This is a genomic window from Acinetobacter sp. YH12227 (genome assembly GCF_013417785.1).
GTDB classification, from domain to species: Bacteria; Pseudomonadota; Gammaproteobacteria; order Pseudomonadales; family Moraxellaceae; genus Acinetobacter; species Acinetobacter gandensis.
In genome coordinates, this window is sequence record NZ_VPDH01000004.1 from 1 (window position 1) to 24,642 (window position 24,642).

Annotated in this window: 19 protein-coding genes, 1 tRNA gene and 1 pseudogene; 12 read left to right on the plus strand and 9 right to left on the minus strand. The window is 38.7% G+C overall.

Annotation, left to right across the window (positions count from 1 at the left end):
• Nucleotides 1-134, plus strand: a pseudogene (locus FTV09_RS01310) (IS4 family transposase); the annotation flags it as partial.
• Here FTV09_RS01310 and FTV09_RS01315 read toward each other — a convergent pair.
• Nucleotides 129-476 carry an FAD-dependent oxidoreductase gene (locus FTV09_RS01315; protein WP_306669483.1) on the minus strand — a complete coding sequence of 116 codons (348 nt, stop codon included), beginning with the start codon at nt 474-476 and terminating at the stop codon, nt 129-131. The pseudogene FTV09_RS01310 and the gene FTV09_RS01315 sit on opposite strands and share 6 nt — an antisense overlap.
• 58 nt (nt 477-534) lie before the next feature.
• Nucleotides 535-1,611 (minus strand): glycosyltransferase family 4 protein, encoded by a 1,077-nt coding sequence (locus tag FTV09_RS01320; RefSeq protein ID WP_180056471.1) that lies wholly within the window; start codon nt 1,609-1,611, stop codon nt 535-537.
• A 187-nt stretch (nt 1,612-1,798) separates the two neighbouring features.
• Between FTV09_RS01320 and FTV09_RS01325 the strand changes: the two genes are divergently transcribed.
• Nucleotides 1,799-2,767, plus strand: a complete 969-nt coding sequence (locus FTV09_RS01325; RefSeq protein ID WP_180056361.1) for an ELM1/GtrOC1 family putative glycosyltransferase — start codon at nt 1,799-1,801, stop codon at nt 2,765-2,767.
• A 1-nt stretch (nt 2,768) separates the two neighbouring features.
• On the plus strand, nt 2,769-3,707 hold the full coding sequence (locus FTV09_RS01330; RefSeq protein WP_180056363.1) for a glycosyltransferase family 2 protein: 939 nt from the start codon (nt 2,769-2,771) through the stop codon (nt 3,705-3,707).
• Here the strand turns inward: FTV09_RS01330 and FTV09_RS01335 are convergent.
• From FTV09_RS01335 to FTV09_RS01360, 6 genes are all read right to left on the minus strand, one after another.
• Nucleotides 3,704-4,510 (minus strand): polysaccharide deacetylase family protein, encoded by an 807-nt coding sequence (locus FTV09_RS01335; protein WP_180056473.1) that lies wholly within the window; start codon nt 4,508-4,510, stop codon nt 3,704-3,706. The genes FTV09_RS01330 and FTV09_RS01335 overlap by 4 nt on opposite strands.
• A gap of 172 nt (nt 4,511-4,682) precedes the next feature.
• A complete protein-coding gene (locus FTV09_RS01340; protein WP_180056365.1) occupies nt 4,683-6,302 on the minus strand; it encodes a sulfatase-like hydrolase/transferase in 1,620 nt (539 codons plus the stop codon).
• Nucleotides 6,303-6,500: 198 nt separating this feature from the next.
• Complete coding sequence (locus tag FTV09_RS01345; RefSeq protein ID WP_180056367.1) at nt 6,501-7,388, minus strand: mitochondrial fission ELM1 family protein; 888 nt, start codon at nt 7,386-7,388, stop codon at nt 6,501-6,503.
• Nucleotides 7,389-7,472: 84 nt separating this feature from the next.
• Nucleotides 7,473-8,399 carry a branched-chain amino acid transaminase gene (locus FTV09_RS01350; protein WP_180056370.1) on the minus strand — a complete coding sequence of 309 codons (927 nt, stop codon included), beginning with the start codon at nt 8,397-8,399 and terminating at the stop codon, nt 7,473-7,475.
• 18 nt (nt 8,400-8,417) lie between these two features.
• On the minus strand, nt 8,418-11,177 hold the full coding sequence (glnE, locus tag FTV09_RS01355) for a bifunctional [glutamate--ammonia ligase]-adenylyl-L-tyrosine phosphorylase/[glutamate--ammonia-ligase] adenylyltransferase (protein ID WP_180056372.1): 2,760 nt from the start codon (nt 11,175-11,177) through the stop codon (nt 8,418-8,420).
• A gap of 87 nt (nt 11,178-11,264) precedes the next feature.
• Entirely contained in the window at nt 11,265-12,557 is a 1,293-nt protein-coding gene (locus FTV09_RS01360; RefSeq protein WP_180056374.1) for a sensor histidine kinase KdpD, read from the minus strand.
• A gap of 1,057 nt (nt 12,558-13,614) precedes the next feature.
• Between FTV09_RS01360 and FTV09_RS01365 the strand changes: the two genes are divergently transcribed.
• Nucleotides 13,615-15,849 carry an NADP-dependent isocitrate dehydrogenase gene (locus FTV09_RS01365; RefSeq protein ID WP_180056376.1) on the plus strand — a complete coding sequence of 745 codons (2,235 nt, stop codon included), beginning with the start codon at nt 13,615-13,617 and terminating at the stop codon, nt 15,847-15,849.
• Nucleotides 15,850-16,090: 241 nt separating this feature from the next.
• On the opposite strand, the gene FTV09_RS01370 is transcribed toward FTV09_RS01365, so the two are convergent.
• A tRNA-Leu gene (locus FTV09_RS01370) sits at nt 16,091-16,177 on the minus strand.
• 179 nt (nt 16,178-16,356) lie between these two features.
• Between FTV09_RS01370 and queA the strand changes: the two genes are divergently transcribed.
• The 8 genes from queA to secF all read left to right on the plus strand — a co-directional run bounded on the left by queA (nt 16,357) and on the right by secF (nt 24,630).
• Nucleotides 16,357-17,397 (plus strand): tRNA preQ1(34) S-adenosylmethionine ribosyltransferase-isomerase QueA, encoded by a 1,041-nt coding sequence (gene queA / locus FTV09_RS01375; RefSeq protein WP_067767990.1) that lies wholly within the window; start codon nt 16,357-16,359, stop codon nt 17,395-17,397.
• Nucleotides 17,398-17,419: 22 nt separating this feature from the next.
• Nucleotides 17,420-18,448, plus strand: coding sequence for a hypothetical protein (locus tag FTV09_RS01380; protein ID WP_180056385.1), 1,029 nt, complete (start codon nt 17,420-17,422; stop codon nt 18,446-18,448).
• 66 nt (nt 18,449-18,514) lie between these two features.
• Nucleotides 18,515-19,081 carry a LemA family protein gene (locus FTV09_RS01385; RefSeq protein ID WP_067767814.1) on the plus strand — a complete coding sequence of 189 codons (567 nt, stop codon included), beginning with the start codon at nt 18,515-18,517 and terminating at the stop codon, nt 19,079-19,081.
• A gap of 80 nt (nt 19,082-19,161) precedes the next feature.
• The gene (locus tag FTV09_RS01390; protein ID WP_180056387.1) at nt 19,162-20,007 is read left to right on the plus strand and encodes a DUF4303 domain-containing protein; all 846 of its coding nucleotides are present in this window, start codon (nt 19,162-19,164) and stop codon (nt 20,005-20,007) included.
• Between the two features lie 128 nt (nt 20,008-20,135).
• Nucleotides 20,136-21,266 carry a tRNA guanosine(34) transglycosylase Tgt gene (tgt, locus tag FTV09_RS01395; RefSeq protein WP_067767820.1) on the plus strand — a complete coding sequence of 377 codons (1,131 nt, stop codon included), beginning with the start codon at nt 20,136-20,138 and terminating at the stop codon, nt 21,264-21,266.
• Nucleotides 21,267-21,371: 105 nt separating this feature from the next.
• Entirely contained in the window at nt 21,372-21,701 is a 330-nt protein-coding gene (yajC, locus tag FTV09_RS01400) for a preprotein translocase subunit YajC (protein ID WP_067767823.1), read from the plus strand.
• A gap of 54 nt (nt 21,702-21,755) precedes the next feature.
• The gene (gene secD / locus FTV09_RS01405) at nt 21,756-23,654 is read left to right on the plus strand and encodes a protein translocase subunit SecD (protein WP_180056389.1); all 1,899 of its coding nucleotides are present in this window, start codon (nt 21,756-21,758) and stop codon (nt 23,652-23,654) included.
• 7 nt (nt 23,655-23,661) lie between these two features.
• Nucleotides 23,662-24,630 carry a protein translocase subunit SecF gene (secF, locus tag FTV09_RS01410; RefSeq protein ID WP_180056391.1) on the plus strand — a complete coding sequence of 323 codons (969 nt, stop codon included), beginning with the start codon at nt 23,662-23,664 and terminating at the stop codon, nt 24,628-24,630.
• Nucleotides 24,631-24,642: the final 12 nt, after the last annotated feature.

The window sequence follows — 24,642 nt, forward strand, 5'->3', positions numbered from 1 at the left end:
GTTTATTTCGCTACGGTTTGGACTATGTTCAAATGGCTATTCTACGTTTGATTGGTTTTGGAAAAAAAGAAGAATTTAAGAAAGTGCTAGCAATTTTAAGAAAGAAAAAGCCTGATAGGACAAGGATCCTATGAAATTTGTCGTGTACAGAGACTTTTTTTATAAAATTGATTAATCGTATGTAAATTAATTGGTAACGAATATACTTCATTATTATATGTTGTTTTCACACGATTAATGTAAGGGACAAATTCACCAAACTTATTAATATATTTCCATACTAGTTCATCACTTGTATGGAAAATATGTGGCCCATAGACATGCTCCATGATCCCTGTATTCTCGTCTCGTAAAGTATGACAATTTCCAGCAATATGAGAACGCTGATCAATCACCGTGATTTGATGTCCGTGTTGGGCCAACTCTCTGGCAATAACAGCACCTGTAAAACCAGCTCCAACTATAAGAAAATTCATTATTTACTCTATCAATCTAAAGGTTTACGCAACTCTATATTTAAAAAACAGTTGAAATTTAAGACTTTGCTCTTAAACTATTAAAATACTCAACCACTTCTGAAATAAACTTATTATGCTCTTTCGCAATTTGTTCAAAGCAATAAATATTTAATGCTTCTTGTTTTGCATTTTGTGCAATTTCTAATGCTTCATCTGGATGATTTATCAGATATTCAATACCATTAGCCAAGTCTTCAGGATCTCCAACTTTACTAACCCAAGCATTTTCACGATGCTTACATACTTGCATAGGTCCAATATGATCACTACTCAATACGATCTTTCCCCAGCCAAATGCATCTAAAATACCGAGTGGTTGAATATCAGTTAATGAGGTAATCGCCATCATATCTACTTGATGATAAATCTCGACTTTTTGTTGAGCATCTACCCAGCCAGGAAATTTTACTAGATGTTCAATTCCGAAGCTCTTTACCATTTCTTGATATTCTTGTTTATTCTCGCCATCACCAGCAAGAATAGCATTTATAGATATTCCTTTTTTATTAAGTATATGAATAGCTTCAATTACAACATGAACTCCCTTATTTGGAATCATTCGTGTCAGCATGCCAATAGTTGGTGGAGATTTCAAAGGAGATGGAAGTGCTGGCTCATCAGGTAAATGCATAAGATTTGAAATGACACGATGCATTTTATGTTCATCTTGCTCCTTAGTGAGCCTTGATTTAACTAAATCCTGAATATAAGGAGTAATATGAATAAATGCATCTGCACGCACTGTCCGTTTCACATTATGACTATGATTAACTGCAATAACAGGAATTTTCTTTTCCATACCAATCATAGCATTCTTGAAAAGCCATACCGCTTTTCCACTATGAGCGATTACAGCATCCGGTTGTTGCTGTTGGATAAAATTTCGAACCTTCATGGCAGCAATAATGCTATAGAATCCAGTATTTGGAATTACATGAATAGGACGTTGACCACTGCTTAAATGTTTATTTTCCTCACCACGCAATAGAACAACTTCATGTCCTCCTATCTGCTCTAAGGTATCGGCAATATTCAACATAGCTTGCCATCTACCGCCAGTTGCATCACCATATACAGTATTAATAATCTTCATTTTTTTCAAAATATAACCTTAAAACAATTTAAGCAGTGACCCTTTATCTCAATATTCTAATATTTTAAACTTATTTAATCTATTCCCCTTTCTTAAATTCCACACCCTTAGCTCATAACTAGCAGTTCTGACAAATTTAATGAATTTTGCTACTATACCAAATAGATAGATCAAACTTTCAAATATTATGAAAAGCAAACCTAGCCTTGCAGTTCTCCTGATTCATGACCAACGTGCTGGACATTTAAATCCTAGCCTTGGCGTATATGACTGCCTAGAAACAGCTTATGCAACAACTTTAAAAAATGCAGAAACTCCTGATATAAAAAAATGGCAGATCAGCCTGTTAAAAAAACTGACTTGGTATCCTTATTTATTCGATCTTTGCTCACGTATTCTTTTTAATGATTTGTCACTCAAGCAAAATATTGACTGTATTATTTGTTCAGGCATGCCGAATTTGCTCTATGGCATTTTTGTCAGTCGCAGATTAAAAGTTCCATTGTTTTACGCAGGTGATTTACGCAAAGTAAATGGACAACTGGTGAACTGTACAATTACAGCACTAAAACAAAATACTGCGTCGGACCAAGTAGTGCTAACTACCCCTCCAGTAAAAAAAGACTTTTTTACCTTACAGTATGATCAGCTTGATCAAACTACGGCTTTATTAATTTTAGGTGGTCCGACAGATGAGCATCCTTTTTCAACTGAAGATTTTGAAAAAATGATTAAAAAATTTATTGCTTTTTGTGCTCAAAATCAGTTGAAAGGATTAATTACCAATTCTCGCCGCACACCTAATTTAGAAGGCTATTTTCAAAAGACCTCTATTCCCTCAAATATTCAATTACATTTAGTTCAAACTAAAAATGCTTTATCTTTAGTGCAGCTTATTCAACAGTCCAGCTATATTTTTGTCACAGAAGATAGCACGTCTATGCTAGCTGAAACCATTCAAAGTGGGCGCTTTATCTGTTCAATTTATAGCTCCAAATCTGTTTTAGAACCTTTAAATCAGAAATACCTTCAACATAAACTCATGCAACGACAAAACTTAGCAGAAGATTTTCAATGTCCAAAATATAAAAATACCCAAGACTTAGATTTAACTGGACCGATTGGTCAAGCTTTTAAACGTAATTTAGGATATTAAAATGATTTCCGTCATCCTCACTCACTACAATAAGGGTTTATTGCTCAATAGAACAATCGACTCACTACAACCCGAAGATGAAAATTTACATGAAATTATCGTGGTGGATGACTGTTCTACAGATCCAGAATGGCCGACTAATTATCAATACTTATTGACCAATTATCCCAAAGTCAAAATTATCCAAAATACGAATAATAAAGGTCCTGCTGTTCGCCTAAACCAAGGCGCATTTACTGCAGCTGGTGATTATCTCTTTTTCATGGATTCTGATGATATTCTGGCTCCAGATCGCTTAAATATGTTTTTACAAGAGATGCAAAAACAGCAAGCGGATTTGTGCTATGCAGAAAAAGTAAAGATTCACGATGTCAATGAAATTCAAAAACATACTACTGGAATCTGGGAATCTAGTACGACTCCCTTAAGCTATGTACTTGAAAATAATATTATGCAGATGTGCGTCATGTGTACGCGAGAATTATTTTTAAAGTCTAGAGGCTGCAATGAAAATATATTTATTCAAGATGAATCTCTAGCTTTAAACTTAGCTAAATATTCAAAAAAAATAATTTCTAGTGGCTTACATAGTGTTTTTGTTATTTTAGATGAAGCCGAAACAAAATCTATCCGTGGAGAAAACCGTCTATCTCGCCATCTAGAGCAACAACACCATGATATGTTCTTCACAATTGATGATTTTATCCAAGATTACCCAGATATTACTGAACAAAATAAAAAACTACTGATCAAAAAAGCGATTTCAACCTATTGGAAAAGTATACGCCATACACCACAGAAAAATTTTACAGACTTTCTTATTTATTTAGCTGCGCACATTGATCCAATTCAGACGTGGGACAAACATCATATGAAACTCACTAGCTATTTCAATCAATTAAATCATGTAAGGAAAATTAATAGCAGGGAGAGCAATTAAGCTCTTTTCCCTAATTTCATCCGCAACTTCACCGCAAACATTGAGTCCTTACCACTAACTTTAATCCGTTGTAATTGCATAAAGTTGGGACTTAGGCCATCAATGCCCTCTTTGGTGGTCACAGCATTGCTATAACCTGCCTGCTCTGCTAAACACACATCGCGCTCAGAATAAATACCAAAAGGATAGGCAAAACTACTCACAGACATACCAATTAATTGCTCTAATTGTTTTTTCGATTCTCTAAGTTCAAACAAGCATGCTGCATCATCCAATTTATCCAAATTGGCATGTGTCAAAGTATGCGAACCAATTTCAACAAGACCACTATGTGCCAGATACTGAACTTGCTCATCATTCAGTTTAGGTTCTCGGGCTAACTCACCGCTATTGTGATGGGCTTTTTTATAGGTTGACCAATCACGGTTATGGCGATCAACCACTACATAAATCGTCGCCTTGGCTTGGTATTTTTCTAAAATTGGATAAGCATTTTCCAAGTTATCTAAATAGCCGTCATCAAAGGTAATTGCTACCGTTTTTTTAGGATGCTGCCCCCAATTTTGTTGCAACTCATGCATTGTGACAAAATGAAAACCCTCAGCTTTCATCCAAGCCACTTGCTTCTCAAACTCTTCAGGTTTAACCCGCAACTTATTAAATTTTGCACCATCGATATGCTCAGACACCATATGATACATTAAAATACGCGGTCTTTTCCAATCTACAGCGGGCTTCCACCAAGCATATTTATAACTCCACGCGAGTAAAATCATGAGTGTAAAAATACAAATATAAATCACAATATGGACCAAACCAAAGTTCCTTTCCAAATAGTGCCACAGTCCTCTTCATAAGAAAAGAAAAGTTCTCAAATTGAGCGAGCCGTATTGTGTATTTAAAATTCCATTAAAAAACTGAATTCTATATTGAATAGAAATCAGTTTTTAAGTCTCTTTTAAATTGAGTGCTGCCTTATTGTGAACATAAGGCTTTGGCTTCTTTAGCATTTACTTCTGTAAATTTACTAGAGCTATCCAGCGGTAAATTAATATTAATAAAAATTTGATCGTTATTTTCATTTGGATTAATAATTTTACGTCCAAATGAAGCAGCAACAATTTTACCCAATTCATAATTTGTCATATAACAATTTGAATATTGAAGATCATCTACCCATTTTTCAGCACCGTTGACCCCAAACATCAGAATTGGCACAGCAGCGGACTGCAAAATTGGAGTTCCATGCCCCCATAAACTATTCTCACCAAATAACTCACCATGATCTGATGTATAGAAAATAAGCGTTGGCTTAGAACTCACTCTTTGAGCTGAGGCTCTCAAGGCTTTAAAGAAGTCATCTTGAAAATGCATTGAGTTGTCATAAGTGTCGACCAATTTCGCAAACTCATCTTTACTGCCTGTATAAAAATTATAAGCTTTCGGATAGTTTTCTTCATAAGCAAAATGACTATTACGCTGATGTAAAACCATAAAATATGGTGTTTTCCCCAATGCCTCTTTTTTCTTTTCAATCAATTCGATTAATCGCATATCTGTTGTATTCTCTGGCATTTCTTTAGAGAACACATCATGGAATTGATCAATATCTTTCATGTTTACTAAAGAAGCGAGAACGCCAGACTTTTGATTAGAAAGATATAAGGTATTGCGACCAGTTTCTTTAGCAAGCGTAAATAAATTTGTTTGCATGGATAATAACTGCTCAGCATTATCTGGTTCATAAATAACATTAAGCAAAAGTGGAACACCTATACGTGTAGAAAAACCTCGACTGATGCCATAAAAATATTTAAACCCTGATTGCCCATTAAGTGAGCTCAAAAATGGAGTTGTTTGCCTTTCATAACCATATAAGCCCAAATGTTTAAATGCAGTACTTTCACCAACAACCACAATCACATTAAAGTCTTGCACTGTATCAATATTTTCAACACTGTATTTTGAATATACTTTTTTAGCTTCAGGTTCTGAAAATAAAGATTTACTGCTTCCAATTAAAAAGCTGGAAATACAATTAATGGTATTTCTCACAACTGGGTAATGTAGATTATTTTCAAAGACTTTTCCCTTTAAGGCTGGAACCATAAGTCCCATTAAACCTAATACGGCAACCATAAAAAAGAGGTATTTTTTATATCCTGCTTCTTTATTGTTTACATATTTCAAAATATAAATAGTATTTAAAACAATCAGCAGTAAATATAGACAGAGCGGAATAAGGAAAATTTTTATTCCACCAGACAATCCTCCCATAATATCGGCAAATTCATAAAAAAATTGACTAATATCATAAGGCATTAATAAACGGCCAAAATAGGTCAAAAAAACAATATTGGAACCAATAATGTAAATAATAAAGTTAGTTACAATTAAGGAAAAAGTTTTATACCCAGATAATAAACAGAGATAAAATAAAATGAAAACTAATAAGTAACTTTCAACATATTTTGAGAACTCAATACTTACTACGCCATTCTTTGTTAAAAAGTATTCTGCCCCCCCCAAAAAAAGCACTAAAAAAAATGTATAAAAAAAGTGAATTACACTCTTTTTATGTAGAAGCAATGTCATTCTTATCTCCAATAATGTTCTTGTATCAGGACTTGCTGCTATTTTCCTTAGATACAAATTTTGAACGCCACTGTACTTAAGTTTCGGCTTTTTTTCCATCATTTATTTTATTGATATTGTTCAAAAAAAGCGTAAGCGTTAGTCATTGCATTTTAGTATCTTAATTTATCTAGATGTTTATATTAAAGAATCTGTTCATTATTTGAATATTTCAACTGCAACTCGAGTTGCTTCAGCAAAATATTGTGGTTGAGCTAATTGAGACAAGGTAGTAAAACGAGTAATATACTGTTGATGAAAAAGGTGATCGACAGATGTTGTAATCCGATCTTCCTTCAACCGATCCACTTCAATCACCCCGACTTTACAACCCGCGGTGAGAGCCTCGTAAATCATTGAAACACTATCTTCAGTTACCCAAACCGCTTCGGCTTTTTGCATTTCTTCGAAAATCCAACCTTGCGGAGTGACTTCAACTGGGAAAATCTGTACTTTTTCAATATTTTTTAACTGTTTTAATTCTGCTAAAAACGCTTTTGGTGTGCGCCGTGAAGTGGTCAAAATGATTTCTGAATTTGGATTCAGCTCGACTATCTGTTGAATTGCATGAAGTACTTTAGCTGCATTCCACTGATGGCGTTTTGAAGAGCCACCCAAAGCGATTAGGATTCGACCATGCTGATGCCGTTCTTCATTTACAATAGGATTTAACGCACCTTGTGTCGTTAGTACTTTATTTGATGCTTGAATACCATCGTGCTGTGGAATCACAGCATAATCAAACCATGCAAACGGCAAGCTTGGCTTCATTAAAATAATGGTTTTGGCTTTGTTATACACTTTGCCTAACAGCCATACTCGAAAATGTGTGTGGCTACCGACGCCAAAAATATAGGTTGGCTCGTGTTCTACGGCATGAACTTGATGGCTAAACAGTACAGAAATAAGTGTCGCTATAGGCAAATCATCAATTGAAATTTCTTGAAATGTGACTGCTTCCTGAGATTGGCGCTGCATGGCCTTAAATAAACCTAGAGCCTGTGAGCGATGTCCTGCTTTACCATCACTGACATAAACAATATGCATAGTCTCGTTCCAAAAAATTCAATATCTTCAAGCCAATAAAAAAAGGCGAAACCTAGTTTCGCCTTTTCATCTTAACCGATCAGCTTATTTTACGTAAGTTAACCAGTGTGCATATTTAGGGTCTTTACCCTGAACCGCATTAAAGAATGCAGTTTGGATTTGCTCAGTGATTGGACCACGACAACCTTCACCAATTTGACGGTCATCATATTCACGGATTGGTGTTACTTCAGCTGCTGTACCTGTGAAGAATGCTTCATCTGCAATGTAGAATTCATCACGTGTAATACGACGTTCAACCACTTCAAAGCCAAGGTCTTTAGCAATTGTAATGATTGTTTGACGTGTAATACCATCAAGTGCACCACCCGCAATATCAGGGGTATGAATCACACCATCACGTACAAGGAATACGTTTTCACCTGAACCTTGGCATACATAGCCTTGCGGATCTAAAAGCATTGCTTCGTCATAACCCGCATGTGCTACTTCTTGATGTGCAAGAATCGACAAAGTGTAGTTACCAGATGCTTTTGCTTTACACATCGTCACGTTTGGATGGTGATGCGTAAATGACGATGTTTTAACGCGAATACCCTTCGCCATCGCTTCTTCGCCAAGGTATGCACCCCAGCTCCAAGCCGCAACCACTGCATGAATTGTATTATCTGTCGCAGCGATACCTAATTTTTCAGAACCGATGAAAATAATTGGACGCAAGTAACAAGACGCTAATTTATTTTCACGAACAACATCAATTTGTGCTTGTTCTAATGCTGCGTGATCAAATGGAACATTCATTTGATAGATTTTTGCAGAATTTAGAAGACGCTTAGTGTGTTCTTTTAAACGGAAAATAGCCGTTCCATTCGGAGTTTCATAGGCACGGACACCTTCAAACACACCCATGCTGTAATGCAAAGTATGTGTTAATACGTGAGTTTTCGCTTCACGCCAGTCAACCAATTGTCCATCTTGCCAAATAAAACCATCACGATCAGCCAAGTTCATGGCACACACTCCAAATTTTTATACACAGTCATTTTTATCCAGTGCCGAAATAGCAGCTGGATCAATTAATCTTTGCCATAGCTTGCAAACGACCACTCGGGTATCGTGCCAATCATCAGCTGAAACTTGCATGGATTGATTCGCAAGTGCTAGACGATGGCTCTCGGCTCGTTCACGGAGATAAGCTTGAATCAATGCTGTCGCATCGGCGCTGGATAAGCAATCCGTTCTTGCGGCATCCTCAAGGATTCGTACGTTGTCAGAGTAATGGGCGAGATCGGGATTCGACCCACTCCATGCTAATACTGCATACTGTGCCATAAATTCGATGTCAACGATACCACCTGCATCTTGTTTTAAATGAAAAATTCCATCTTTTTGCTGTTCTTTAGAAGAGCCTAAATGGTCTTTCATTTTTTGACGCATTTTCAGCACTTCTGCACGAACATTCGCCTCATCACGCGTTTGGGTCAAAATATTACAACGCAGATTTTCAATTTCAACGCGTAAACTATGTTCTCCCGCAATTGTTCTTGCACGAACTAGAGCTTGATGCTCCCATACCCAAGCATTTTTTTGTTGATATTGTTCAAAGGCTTTTAAGCTTGTGACCAATAAACCAGCTTCACCTGAAGGACGTAAGCGAGTATCCACTTCATATACACGACCATCTAAAGTTTGTGTGGTCATCAAGGACATAAATTTTTGCGCAACCCGCATAGCAAACTCAAATCCACTGATTGGCTTCTGCCCATCTGTATCTGCTTGTTCATCCATAAAGTGAATAAACACCAAATCTAAGTCTGAGCCATAACCAAGCTCAATACCACCTACCTTGCCATAGCCAATAACAGCAAAAGCGGTACGGTCGTTTGAACAGCGTTGACCTTGTGCATCGACAGGAAAGCCATGCTTTTTAGCCACAATTTGATAGGCTAAATGCAATGCCGCATTCACAGATACTTCTGCAATATCGGTCAAAGCATCAGACACTTTCATTAAAGGGCTTTCTGCCAATACGTCACTTGCAGCCACAGCCAAAACATTGGATTTTTTAAATAACCGCAGTACACGCATTTGATCTTCAACTTGATCAATCTCAATGCGCAGCAATTGTTGACGCAGTGAGTCTTCTAAGTCTTTGCGCTTGGGTAACTCAAAATCCATGGACAGGAACTCATCCAATAAAACTGGATAATGTGTTAACTCCTCGCAAATCCATGGGCTGACTGTTGCCATTTTGACTAAACGTTGCAACGCACCTTTACTTTCAATCAACATGACCAAATAAACAGTACGACGCATGACCGACTCCACCAAAGGCATCAAACGTAGCAAAGCCGTTTGTGGCTTATCTGACTGTAAAATGGCTTCAATGAGATGCGGCCAAAAGGTTTTTAACCGCTGTACCGCTTTTGCTGGCAATTTTTTTAAGGCATGGCCATACCAAAACTCATGAATTAGATTCTTAGCATCATCATCAAGGACTTCATTCAATTGTGTTTCAAGCTGGCTAAAACTCTCAACCAATGGGTCTGGTTCTTTTTCTTTAATCAAATGCTCAAATTGATAGATAACTTTTGAGCGTTTTTGATTGAGCACCTCTAAAAACTCATCCCATGTTGCAAAACCAAGTGTATCCAAGATTCGTTGACGTGGTTCATCTTCATGCGGCAAGGACTGAGTTTGCTGATCATTTAAGGCTTGAATGGCATGTTCTATCCGACGCAAGAATAAGTAGGCATCTTCCAGTTCATTGACAGCCGTTTTCTCCAGCAACCCCACTTCGCCTAGGTGATGCAAACTCACTAAACATTGGCGATCTTGTAACTCTAGTTTTGAGCCACCGTAAATTAACTGAAAGACTTGTACGATAAATTCAACTTCACGAATCCCGCCTGCCCCTAATTTAATATCATCTTCAATATTACGGCGCAGAACCTCACGTTCAATCATTGCTTTCATTTCACGCATGGCTTCAAAAGCAGTGTAATCAACGTACTTTCGGAATACAAAAGGACGTGTCATTTCAAGAAGCTCATCTCCTTCTTTACCACCCGTCACGATACGAGCTTTAATCCAAGCATAGCGTTCCCATTCGCGACCATGTTGGCTGAGATACTTTTCTAATGCAGCATGACTAATCGCTAAAGCAGAACCATCCCCCCACGGACGAAGACGCATATCCACACGGAAAACAAAACCATCAGCGGTAATGTGATCCAGTAAATAAATCAGTTTTTGTCCCCATAAAATACAGAACTGCTGTACATCAATACATTTTCGCCCATTGGTTTCGCCTTGTTCATCAAAAGCAAAAATCAGGTCAATATCACTGGACAGATTTAACTCTTGTGCACCAAGCTTACCCATCGCAACGACAATTAAATCTTGCACATTGCCTTTATAACCCACAGGTTCACCATGTTTGGCAACCAATGGAATACGCGCAAAATCTTTGGCAGCGCAAATCGATACATCCGCAAAATCAGAAAGCTCACGAGTTAAAGTAACAACATCGGTTAATTGATTGGCATCTTGCCAAATCCAACGAAACATTAAACGCGCTCGAAGTACACGAAGTTCGCGCATCCACATGGTTTCATCAGTAATTTGATCTAATGTTTGGGAAACATAATCTTGAATTTGCTGGGTACTCAATGATGTTAAGTACTGATCAATTGCATAGTCTTGTTCTAAACTTTTTTGATGGATGCCTAACACCTGTTCAGCATATTGACTGGCACGTAATGTTTTCTGCAATTGCTGCACATTCATTCCACAAACCCTAGCATGATTTTTTTCTAGTTATAACAGCTACAAATGCTCAGGGAAAAGTGTTTTTAGACTTTTATCTCATGCAAACTAACCATTCACTTGAGTTGCCAGGCATTCTTGCTCATGACAGGCCACATCCACATTCAAAACATGATGACTACTTGTTGCAGCAGGTAATAGTACTTTAAAAGTTGTCCCTTCGCCCTCTTTAGAAGTCACCGAGATTTCACCTTGATTTAAATCAACAAAACGTTTACACAGCACCAAACCAAGTCCAGTCCCACGCTCTCCAGCCGTTCCCTTAATACTTACCGTTAATTTTTGCTGGAATAAATCATCAATTTGAGCTTGAGACATACCTAAACCGGTATCTTGAATGGTCAATAAAATTTGCTGTCCAATTTGCTCTGTTGCCAAACGAACTGAGCCGCGACCATCTGTATGTGTAAATTTCAATGCATTGGAGACCAAATTTTGAATTACCGAAGTCATCATATTGATGTCCGCATTCACTTTCGTGCCAATTGCCACATCATTAATTAAGCGAATATTTTTTTTCACGGCTAAACCATTGAGTACATCACAGACAATTTTCGCCGATTGATTTAAATCGAAATTAATAGGGTGATAAACAAAACGTCCGCCTTCCGCCATGGCCCAATTCAACAGACTTTCAAGTAAGTTATAAGTCGATTGCGTGGTGTCATGTAAATAATCTGCAATATTTTGAATACTAGAATCATCTAAAGTACCACGCTCTTGTGCCAGCACTTCTGAAAAGCCCAATAGCCCATGAAACGGAGCACGTAAATCATGCGCAATAATTTGAAAAAATTTGGTTTTACTAAAATTCAGAGCTGATTGCTGTTCATACAATTCTTTTAATTCTGCATTTTCCACACGAAGTTGAATAATATTAACTAAGCTTTGCACAAACTCTTCGACAATTTTTAATTGTTTTTCCTCAAACTGTTCTGTCTGATCATCAAATAGCATGACCTTACCAATTGAAGCTTGATTATATTTCAAATCAAAAGCCACCATCCTGCGATGACCGACCCCAAGCTGCTTTAAATAAGCACTATAAGCTGGATAATTCTCTGAACAAGAGTCTATACGTGAATGGTTTTCAAAAAACGTATCAAGATAATCATCATCGGTTTGAGCAAGGAATGCTTTAAGCCCATTTTCTGAGGCATACCAAATATAAGGCTCATCTTTAAATGCCAAAATTGCGCTATCCGTACCTATCATGCCACGCGCAAATTTTAAAAAATCTTCGACACGATTATCGTCAGTGTAGACCCCCATGAGCAAAGACAAGCGGCAGGCAGCTAACAATTCAGTTTGTGATCCAATCTCAAGTAATTGAAGTACCATTCATTTGTTCTCCTAGGCTGATCTTTCAAATAAAAACCAACGACCGTGCTCAAGATTATTAGCAAAATTTATCATTCGACTCAATAACAAAAGCTAACAAAAAGACTAATGTCACTTACTTAATTTAATTCCACTTTAAAATATACCAAACGTTAAAATAATTTAATAGAAATATATCCAATATTCATTGTTAATATATTTTTTTATTCATACTAATCAATAGTATAATAAACCAAGTTAAGATGTGTTCACAATATCAAAATTGACTAGATTTTAATATCATTCAATTAACACAATCTAAATAGAAACATTCACTTACAGAACACTCAAAAAAACACATACAGAACTTTAGAGATGTATCACAAATTTTGGTGATATTTTCAAAGCATTTTTAGCCTAATGGGACAAAATCCGCCCATTTTTTATTTCTTGTAGGTTAAACACATTCTTTTAATTTGATTATTTTTTCTTAAAAATACCAATCACGACGATTTATATAAATCATTTTTTTGACATGGCATACAGAGCTAGCACAGCGATCGCTTTTACGGAGTCAATCTAATTTATTTTTCATCCATAGTATTTTTTGGATACCACGCCTAACGTCCCAAATTTCCAAATGAAGTTTTTTTACAGTGATTTATCCAGACTTCACAAAAACTGGTGAAGTTATGAACAATTGCGACGAAATGCAGGCAGCAATTAGGCATTATTTATTTGACGCTATAGCCATATTGTTTTACAAATAAATAAAGCCTGATGAGAAAACCGTATAAATACCAATAAAACTAATCACAATCTAATTGCTCAATAGTTTAAAACTATGAATGAGCCTTGATTATTCTTAATTTTCAAAATATTGCCCCATTATTGGGCAACGAGTATTTATTTTCGTGTTGTATCATTTTTCTACGAAATGTCCACATCACTGTATCTTGCGTTGACTGAAAAGCCCTGAACACCGATACTTTCAATGTTTTATTTAAGCAAATCGGTTCGTAGGGGCTGTGCCATAAGCTCGGCCCTCAAAAACATAATCCAAAGCAAGGGGCTATATATGGCTGGTGGAAAGTCAACTATCATTTACACACTGACCGACGAGGCGCCATTATTGGCGACTTACTCTCTGCTGCCGATCATTGAGACCTTTACTAAGCCTGCTGGCGTTGAAATCGTTAAACGCGACATCTCTGTAGCAGCACGCGTACTCGCTGAATTTACAGATTACTTAAGCGACGAACAAAAGGTGCCAAATACTTTGGCAGAGCTTGGACAATTAACTCAAGATCCAAGCACAAACATCATCAAACTCCCAAATATCAGTGCTTCAGTTGGCCAATTGACTGCTTGTATTAAAGAGCTTCAATCTAAAGGCTTCGCAATTCCTGACTACCCGGAAAACCCAGCGACTGAAGAAGAAAAAGCAATCAAGGTGCGTTATAGCAAATGTTTAGGTTCTGCTGTGAACCCTGTACTTCGTGAAGGTAACTCTGACCGTCGTGCGCCTGCTGCTGTTAAAAACTACGCGAAAAAACACCCGCACTCTATGAGCGAATGGAAACAGTGGTCTCAAACTCACGTTTCTCACATGGACGAAGGTGACTTCTACCACGGCGAAAAGTCGATGACTTTAGACCGCGCGCGTAACGTAAAAATGGAATTGATCACTAAGTCTGGTGAAACTGTTGTTCTTAAGCCAAAAGTTGCGCTTCAAGAAGGCGAAATCATCGACTCAATGTTCATGAGCAAAAAAGCGCTTTGCGACTTCTATGAAAAAGAGTTAGAAGATTGCCGCGAAGCTGGTATTTTGTTCTCTCTACACGTTAAAGCAACTATGATGAAGGTGTCTCACCCGATCGTATTTGGTCACTGCGTTAAGATTTACTACAAAGAAGCGTTTGAAAAACACGGCAAATTGTTTGATGAGTTAGGTATTAACATCAACAACGGTATGTCTGGTCTTTACGAAAAAATCGAAACACTTCCGACTTCTTTACGTGAAGAAATCATCCGTGATTTACACGCATGCCAAGAACACCGTCCTGCGCTTGCAATGGTTGATTCTGCTAAAGGCATCACAAACTTCCACTCACCTAACGACGTAATTGTAGATGCTTCTATGCCTGCAATGATCCGTGGTGGCGGTAAAATGTGGGGTGCTGACGGCAAACCTTACGACTGTAAAGCTGTAATGCCTGAATCTACTTTCGCACGTATTTACCAAGAAATGATCAATTTCTGTAAATGGAATGGTAACTTCGATCCACGTACGATGGGTACTGTACCTAACGTTGGTTTGATGGCGCAAAAAGCTGAAGAATACGGTTCACACGACAAAACTTTCGAAATTGCTGAAGCTGGTATTGCCAACATCACTGATATAGAAACTGGCGAAGTGTTAATGACTCAAAACGTTGAGGAAGGCGATATCTGGCGTATGTGCCAGGTGAAAGACGCACCGATCCGTGACTGGGTAAAACTTGCTGTGACTCGTGCTCGTAACTCTGGCATGCCTGCAATCTTCTGGTTAGACCCGTACCGTCCACACGAAAACGAATTAATCAAGAAAGTTGAAAAATACTTGAAAGATCACGACACTGCTGGCTTAGACATTCAAATCATGTCTCAAGTACGTGCAATGCGTTACACACTTGAACGTGTCGCTCGTGGCCTAGATACTATTTCTGTGACTGGTAACATTCTACGTGACTACCTAACAGACTTGTTCCCAATTATGGAATTGGGTACTTCAGCGAAAATGCTTTCTATCGTGCCATTAATGGCTGGTGGCGGCATGTACGAAACTGGTGCTGGTGGTTCTGCGCCTAAACACGTACAACAATTAGTTGAAGAAAACCACTTACGTTGGGATTCTCTAGGTGAGTTCTTAGCACTTGCTGTTTCTTTAGAAGAAATGGGCATCAAAGAAAATAACCCTCAAGCGAAATTACTTGCTCAAACACTTGATCAAGCAACTGGTAAACTTTTGGACAACGACAAATCTCCTTCACGCCGTACGGGTGAATTAGATAACCGTGGCAGCCATTTCTACCTCGCTAAATTCTGGGCTGAAGCGCTTGCCGCTCAAGACGAAGATGCTGCTCTTAAAGCTAAATTCGCTCCACTTGCTAAAGCACTTGCTGAAAACGAAGAAAAAATCGTTGCTGAACTTGCTGAAGTTCAAGGTCAAGCAGCTGACATCGGTGGTTACTACGCAATTGATACTGCTAAAGTAAATGCTGTAATGCGTCCAAGTGCAACTTTAAATGCTGCTCTTGAAGCTGCTCAATAAGTTGATGCCGAACTAACGCAAGTTAGTGACGTAAAAAACCAGCGCGAAAGCGCTGGTTTTTTATTTCTTAGAATATGAAATGCTATTCCATATATGCATCGCATTTTATAGATATGAATTTATAGTTTTAAAGAAAGCTTATACAAAGAAATAGCCAAATTTATAAATAGAATTATCCATTCTATTTTTATTACGCTATAAAAAACCCCAAGTCTTAATAAGCTTGGGGTTTTTAGAATTTTGGTCCCGAGGGTCGGACTCGAACCGACACATCATCTCTGATAGTGGATTTTGAATCCACCGCGTCTACCAATTTCACCACCTCGGGTAGGTGTTGAAACGTATAATAAACTTTTTCAGAGACTTGTCAACGCAAGAAATTCCCAATTGATTAAAAATAAAGCGTACAGGTTTTTTTCGATGGATAATCCATCAATTTCAACGTTAAAACCCAAAAAAGTTTATACTAAGCCAAATTTCTTTTGCTTCTTTATCAGATTTCTTGACATGCAACTCTCTGACTTTAATTTCAATCTCCCCGATGAACTCATAGCCCGCTACCCGCTTGAAACACGAAGTGCGTCTCGCCTGCTACACCTTGATCGCCAAGGCCAATATCATGATCAACATTTCACAGATATTTTAGACCTGCTTGAACCGGGTGATTTATTGGTATTGAACGATACCAAAGTGATGAAAGCACGCCTCAAAGGTAAACGTGCAACAGGTGGTGCAATTGAAGTTCTTGTTGAGCGAATTTTAGACCCACAAACAGCACATTGCCACATAAAAGCCAGTAATACACCCAAAGAAGGTGCTGAACTGTTTATTGGCCCAGATGAAGTCAAAGTTACAGTAAAAGGTCGTCATGAAAACTTATTCGTAGTTGAGTTTTCACAACCTATTTTACAAGTTTTGGATTTGTATGGTGCATTGCCTATTCCACCTTATTTTAACCGTGAAGCTGAAAGTATTGATACTGAACGCTACCAAACTGTATTTAACGACCCAACAAAATTAGCATCTGTAGCTGCGCCAACTGCAAGTTTGCATTTTGATGAAGCACTACTAGAAAAATTAGCCGCAAAAGGCATTAACAAAACATTTGTGACCCTACACGTAGGTGCTGGAACGTTCTTGCCTGTACGTACCAATGACATTGAAAATCATATCATGCACAGCGAATGGTGTGATGTATCAGAAGATTCAATGGCTTTAATTCGCGAGACCAAAGCTCGTGGCAATAAAGTCATTGCAGTCGGCACCACTGCGACTCGTGCAACAGAAAGCGCGGCGCAAGCGAATGGTGGCGAATTAAAAGCATGGACAGGTGATACTCAAATCTTTATCTATCCAGGATATGAATTCAAAGTGGTCGACCGCTTAATCACTAACTTCCACCTTCCAGAATCTACTCTTTTAATGTTGGTTTCTGCCCTTTCAAATCGCGACAATATTTTAAATGCGTATCACCATGCGGTTGAAAGTAAATATCGTTTCTTCAGTTATGGTGATGCCATGCTGATTGATAATATCAACGTAAAATAATTCGCTTATAGAAGCCACGCCCATGCCGATTGATAGTGTGAAACATTCCATCCACATTCGTCGTAAGAAAAATGAAGTGGTTTTTCGCAATATTGCTCGGTTATGGGATACTGGTCGTAACGCTGAAACACAGCAAGACATCCTTGATGGATTGCATCCTTGGAATGCACCTATCACACTCAAATTTGAAAATTTATTGCCCTTAGCTTTAGGGTTTATAGGCGCCTGCTTTGCCCTATTTATTGTGATACAACCTGACCACGCTTGGGCACAACTTTGCTTTGTAGCGGGCTTAATCATGCTGTTTTGGGCATATATCAGTTATGAAAAAGATGATCCGCTTGAAGATGTCATTGAATACTTAGAAACGCAATGTATCGCCAAAAAATATCATTTGGCCTTTAATCAACAACCTCAACATATTTCCATTCAACTGAATCATTTGCAGTTTCTTGGTCATCTCAAACGTATGTTTCCAGTATTTAATCAAGGTAGCGTGTCCAATGAGATTAGCTCTTATGCAAGTACCGTCTGGGAAGATGAAAATCAGCAGCAACATCAGGTGATGGTATTTCAATATCACTATGTCCATGAAATCCGTGTACGTGATAAAGATGGTGATGAAGTTAAAGTCAAAGAAATTCACAAAGACCTTTGGGGCGTTTTTGTGTTTGATGTCGCTATTCACGGGCTAGCTGTTTCAGCTTCAGGTAAAGATTATGCTTATCCATACAGCTTTCCATGGCATAGCAGCGATATACAAACCAATCGTAAATTAAAGTTCTTTTGCAGCGATGAATTGGCGTCGGCAAAGCTACTCACACCAAGCTTTGTACTGAAACTTTCGGATTTTTTTCAGCAACGACAAGGTGACCTGCTATTTCATCCGAACAATCAAATAATGTGCTATCTTGGTTCTCAAGATTTATTTAAAGTCAGCAGCAAAGCCAAACAGATAAACGACGTTTCGGCATTACGTGGACATTTAAGAACTTTTAAATTGGTTGCATTAGAAAACTTAAAAAGCGACCTGATACAATTTTTAAAGTGATCATGTTTTAGAACTTTAAAAATGATCAACGATATTAATGACCTTTTATCTTGAGGATAAAATTTTATGGGGCTTTTGATTTTTTTATTGCTAATTGTTGCGCTGATAATTGGGGCAATCATCATTCGCAATAATATTGTCCGCCATCACAATGCAACTATTCGCGCATGGTCTGATGTTGCCAGTTATGAACGGCAAAAAATTAAAATTTTGGATGGATTACAACCGCTTGTTGAACAGTATTCCAGTTTTGAACAAGGTACTTTGGCAAAAGTCACGGAGCTACGTCAGAACATCATGAATTTGAACATCAATTCTACCGATGTCTCACAGCTACAGCATATTGAGGCTTTAAACAAAGAGCTTATGCGCAGCTTAAATGTTGTGGTTGAAAATTATCCTGAGCTTAAAGCCAATGAAATTTATCTAAAAATGATGAATGAAATTGAAGAGCAAAATGAAAATGTCGGTGCCGCAATTACCATCTTTAACCGCAATGTAGAGTTGTTCAATAACCATATTCAGATTTTTCCGAATAATATTATTAACACCTTGTTATTAAGTAAAAAAGCGATTCGCCCTTTCCGCGACCAAGCTGCAAGTCAAAGCTTTGATTACCGTCCAAACTTTTAAGTTTGGGCAGTAATCAAAAATATTAAAAAAATAATGATGAGGTGTTTAACACCTCCATATACAAAGAATGAAAATAAAATATGCAAAACCAAACGATATATAAAGATGCGTTCGTCGCAGCATTTATGAATCTGTACCAACTGTATCAGACGGATCAAATCTATGCTTGCGCACTAGTTTTGAATAAATTCTTATTGATTGATAATTTAGCCATTTCTACACAGCGCAGTATTTTTGCCGAAGATGAAGATAGCGCTCAGTATCTTGCGGAAAATGACCGTTGGAATACTTCAAAGTGGCGGTATCGCGCAACACATATGCTTGAAAATAGCTTGAATCAGACCAAATCCATATTGTCTGACCATTTGAAGACGCCATACATGATTGATTCAGCCATACAACACGCACATTCAATCACACAGCAAAACAATCTAGCGATGCTGTTAAGTGCATTTCAGCAAGTTATAATCACATTAAAAAAGAATTTTGCCATCGAAGTAGAGCGTATTTTATTTTTTATCAGCCTACCGACACAGCCTGAAATCGAAATTTCTTCTGCACGCTATCTGAATACAACATCCCCATTGCTGCAAAACTTTTTAGATTCAAAACAACAATCCAATATCAACAGTTTGCCCAAACGTATGAAACTGACGCAAAGCGATAAAGATATGCTGATCGATTTAGCGCAAATTATCGAAATTCAGCCCTACCACTATTTGCAAGTTGCAAATGACGCTTATTTACTGACGCTAGACCGAAACTACCATGCAACCAATCCTTACATTCAAAAACTAATCGAAAGCATTGTTGCGATGACGTCAGCCCCTGATGGAACATTTGCAATGGAAAAGGATGAAATTTTACAAAGGATTAATCAGTTCTATCACAATGCCGAAGTTTCAACCGATGCCCTATTGAATTAAACATCCAATAAATTTACAGACATAACACCCGACAATGCTAGCGTTTAACAGCAGAATCAAGGAAAATAGTGCACTTTTAGCACTCTTACCATCAGCGAACTGTTTTTTCGCCTTGATCTGGATCTTGTATGAAGTTTGAAAAATTAGCACAGTCGGGGCGTGCTCGCCGCGGCCGTCTGACTTTAGAACATGGTGTTGTTGAGACACCAATGTTCATGCCTGTCGGTACTTACGGTACTGTCAAAGGTATGCTCCCGCGCGACATCAAAGAAATTAAATCCCAAGTGATTTTGGGTAATACTTTCCATCTTTACCTACGCCCAGGCCTCGATGTCATTCGTGAACACGGTGGCTTACACCAATTCATGAAATGGAATAACCCTATTCTGACTGACTCAGGTGGCTTCCAAGTTTTCAGCCTTGGTGCGATGCGTAAAATTAAAGAAGATGGCGTGACTTTCCGTTCTCCAATTGACGGTTCTAAAGTCTTTTTATCTCCTGAAATTTCGATGGATATTCAGCACACACTGAACTCTGACATCGTGATGATTTTCGATGAATGCACACCATACCCTGCAACACACGAAGAAGCACAAAAATCTTTACAGCTTTCTTTACGCTGGGCGAAGCGTTGTAAAACACAGCACCATGATGTGCTCAAAAACCGTAATGCGCTGTTTGGTATTATCCAAGGCGGCATGTATGAAGATTTACGTGATGAATCTTTAAACGGTTTAAAAGAAATTGATTTTGATGGTTATGCCATTGGCGGCTTGTCTGTCGGTGAACCAAAAGAAGAAATGATCAAAGTTTTAGATTATCTTCCTGCCAAAATGCCTGAAGATAAACCACGTTACTTAATGGGCGTGGGTAAACCTGAAGATATCGTTGAAGCGGTGCGCCGCGGTGTCGATATGTTTGACTGTGTGATGCCAACTCGAAATGCACGTAATGGTCATTATTTTGTGACCGATGGTTTGGTACGTATTCGTAATGCGAAATATCGTCACGATCAAAGTCCGTTAGACCCACATTGCGACTGTTATACCTGTACCAATTTTACAAAATCGTATCTGTTCCATCTTGAAAAATGTGGCGAGATGCTAGGTTCAATGCTCGGTACGATTCATAACTTACGTTACTACCTACGTTTGACCGAAGCGATGCGTGATGCACTCGACAACGGTACATTTGATGACTTTGTTGAAGACTTTTATCACCGTCGCGGTATGAAAGTACCACCTTGTCCACAAGATTAATTCTTTCAGTATTTGCGCTGAAGAAAAAGACAAGGTAAATTGCTGAACAAGTCCAATTTACTTATCAATAATTTGATAACCAGTTTTTTAGTTTAGGAAAATAAAATGAGCCTTTTTATTTCTACTGCTCACGCAGCAGGTGAAGCTGCACAGCAACCAAGCATGATGGCAAACCTGTTGATGATTGCTGTATTCGTGGCGATTTTCTACTTTTTGATTTGGCGTCCTCAATCAAAACGTGCAAAAGAACATCGCGCACTTGTTGACAGCCTTGGCGTTGGCAGTGAAGTTGTTTTTGCGGGCGGTTTAATGGGTAAAATCACAAAAATTGAAGGTGATTTTGCAGTCGTTGAACTGAACCGTGGCGTAGAAGTAAAAGTACAACGCGCAAGTGTGATTTCAGTTCTTCCTGAAGGCACGCTCAATAACCTTTAATCAAAAAATAAGTCGTGCACTCGCACGACTTTTTTCATTTTAAGAAGAAAACGAATGCGTTACCCAGCATGGAAATATCTGCTGATCCTAGTTGTTCTTGTGATCAGTACATTATATGCCCTGCCAAGTTTGTATCCTGATGAACCTGCTGTTCAAATTTCAGGTGCCAAAGCCGGTACCCAGATTGATCAAAGCATCGTACAAAAAGCAGAGCAAATTTTAAAATCTGAAAATATTGCCAGTCATGACAATAGCTTCACCAACAATGCCGCTTTATTGCGTGTCGATTCTAGCGAAATACAGTTAAAAGCTAAGGAAGCATTACGTCGTGGTCTAGGTGATAATTACGTCGTTGCATTGAACCTTGCCCCTACAACTCCAGAATGGCTACAAAAAATTGGTGCAAAACCAATGAAATTGGGTCTGGATTTACGTGGTGGGGTACATTTCCTACTCGAAGTGGATATGGATAAAGCCATTTCACAACGTATGGAAACCTCTGCAGCGGACTTACGCCGTCAATTACGTGATAACAAAATTAAATTCAACAGCTTAACGTTAAATAACAACACCATTACCATGCAGTTTGCAAATAATGATGATCGTTCTGCTGCTATGGATTTCCTACGTCGTAATGGTAACGAGTTTACGCAGCAAGCCGTTGCAACCACTGATGGTTCGACACTACGTTTAAACTATACTGACGCACGTCGACAAGAAATTCAGTCTTATGCCGTCAACCAAAACTTAACCACTTTACGTAACCGTATTAATGAGTTAGGTGTGGCTGAAGCATTGGTACAAACCCAAGGTAGCAACCGTATTGTGGTTGAACTTCCGGGTGTACAAGATACGGCTGAAGCAAAACGTGTTCTTGGTCGTACAGCAAACCTTGAGTTCCGCTTAGTTTCTGACTTAAGCGATCAATATATTGATCCATACACAGGTCAAGCCAAAGGTTCATTACCTCCTGGTACTGAAGCATTTGCCTATGAATCTTTAGACAGTGGTCGTCAATTACTACTCAATCGTAACCGTATCTTAACCGGTGAACGTGTACAAAACGCTTCAAGTGGTTTTAGCCAAGATACTGGCGGTGCCGAAGTAAATATTACTTTGGATACTGCGGGCGGTAAGCTCATGTCTGAAGCAACACGTAATGCAGTTGGCAAACGCATGGCTGTATTGTTCATTGAGAACAAACAAAAAATTAGCTATGTTGCAGATCCTGCAACAGGTACACAAACTGAAGTACGTACACCGTATACCGAATCTGTCATCATTAATGCAGCAACAATTCAAGCTGTATTGGGTTCTCAGTTCCGTATTACAGGTCTAGATTCACCACAAGAAGCATCTGAACTTGCATTGATGTTACGTGCGGGTGCACTTGCAGCGCCAATGTATTTCGTTGAAGAGCGTGTAATTGGTCCAAGTTTGGGTCAAGAGAACATTGATAAAGGTGTTCTTTCAGTCCAAATTGGTTTCATCTTGGTTGCAATTTGGATGGTGGTATTCTTCCGTCTATTCGGTTTAATTGCCAACTTTGCACTTGTGGTTAACCTTGCCATGATCCTAACGATTATGTCTTGGATTGGTGCTTCTCTTACCCTTCCGGGTATTGCAGGTATCGTGATTACCATTGGTATGGCGGTCGATGCCAACGTACTGATTTGCGAGCGAATACGAGAAGAAATGAAATGGGGGGCCTCACCAAAACAGGCCATTGTTGCGGGTTATGATCGTGCATATAACACCATTTTTGACTCCAACTTAACCACCTTCCTCGTTGCATTCATTCTGTTTGCAATTGGTACAGGCCCGATTAAAGGCTTCGCTGTTACCCTCATGATTGGTATCGTTTGTTCAATGTTCACTGCAATTACAGTAACACGTGCAATCGTACAGCTGATTTACGGTAAAAAGCGTAACCTGAAGAAGTTGAGCATTTAGGAGATCGATGATGACTGAAAATACTCAACCGAAACAATACGGCCGCCCGGACAATGAACGGATTATTCCGTTCATGAAAATTGCCAAGCCGGCAGCAATCATTTCAATCCTTCTAACCATTGCCAGTATCTTTTTTATTAGCACCAAAGGCTTAAACCTCGGTTTGGACTTTACTGGTGGTATTGCGGCGGAATTAAACTACAGCCAACCAGTGAAATCATCTGATGTCACTTCGGCACTGACCCAAGCTGGCTTTAAAGATCCTGTGGTACAAACCTTAGGGTCTGACCGTGACCTAATGGTTCGTATGCCGGTACAAAAAGATGTTGAAGCTGAAGACTTAACCAAGGCGATCACTTCTGCTGCCCAATTACCGGGCAATAAAGCCGAAGTGAGTAAAATGGATGTGGTTGGTGGCCAAGTGGGGAATGAACTGTATGTTCGCTCTGCGGGTGCAGTCGGCCTTGCACTGATTCTGATGCTGGTCTATGTCACCATTCGCTTTGAGTTTAAACTTGCGATGGGTGCAGTACTGTCGTTATTCCACGACATTATCGTGACCATTGGTATTTTTGCCATGATGCAATGGCCATTTGACCTCACCGTATTGGCTGCATTATTGGCAATTATTGGTTTCTCACTCAACGATAACATCGTGGTCTCGGACCGTATCCGTGAAAACTTCCGTAAGATTCGTGGGGCTGAACCACTGGAAGTTGTAAACAGTGCATTGACCGAAACGCTGCGCCGTACCATTCATACTTCGATGACTTTATTACTTGTTGTCGTGGCGATGATGGTTTTAGGTGGCGACGGTCTAAAATGGTTCTCTGTTGCCATGTTCGTCGGTGTATTTGTGGGTACCTATTCATCTATTTACATTGGTACTGCATTTGCTTTATGGCGTGGCTTGAACCGCCAAGACTTTATTGTGCAAGTGAAACCTGAATTTGAAGATGAGCAAGAGATTCCATAAGGAATTTCCCTT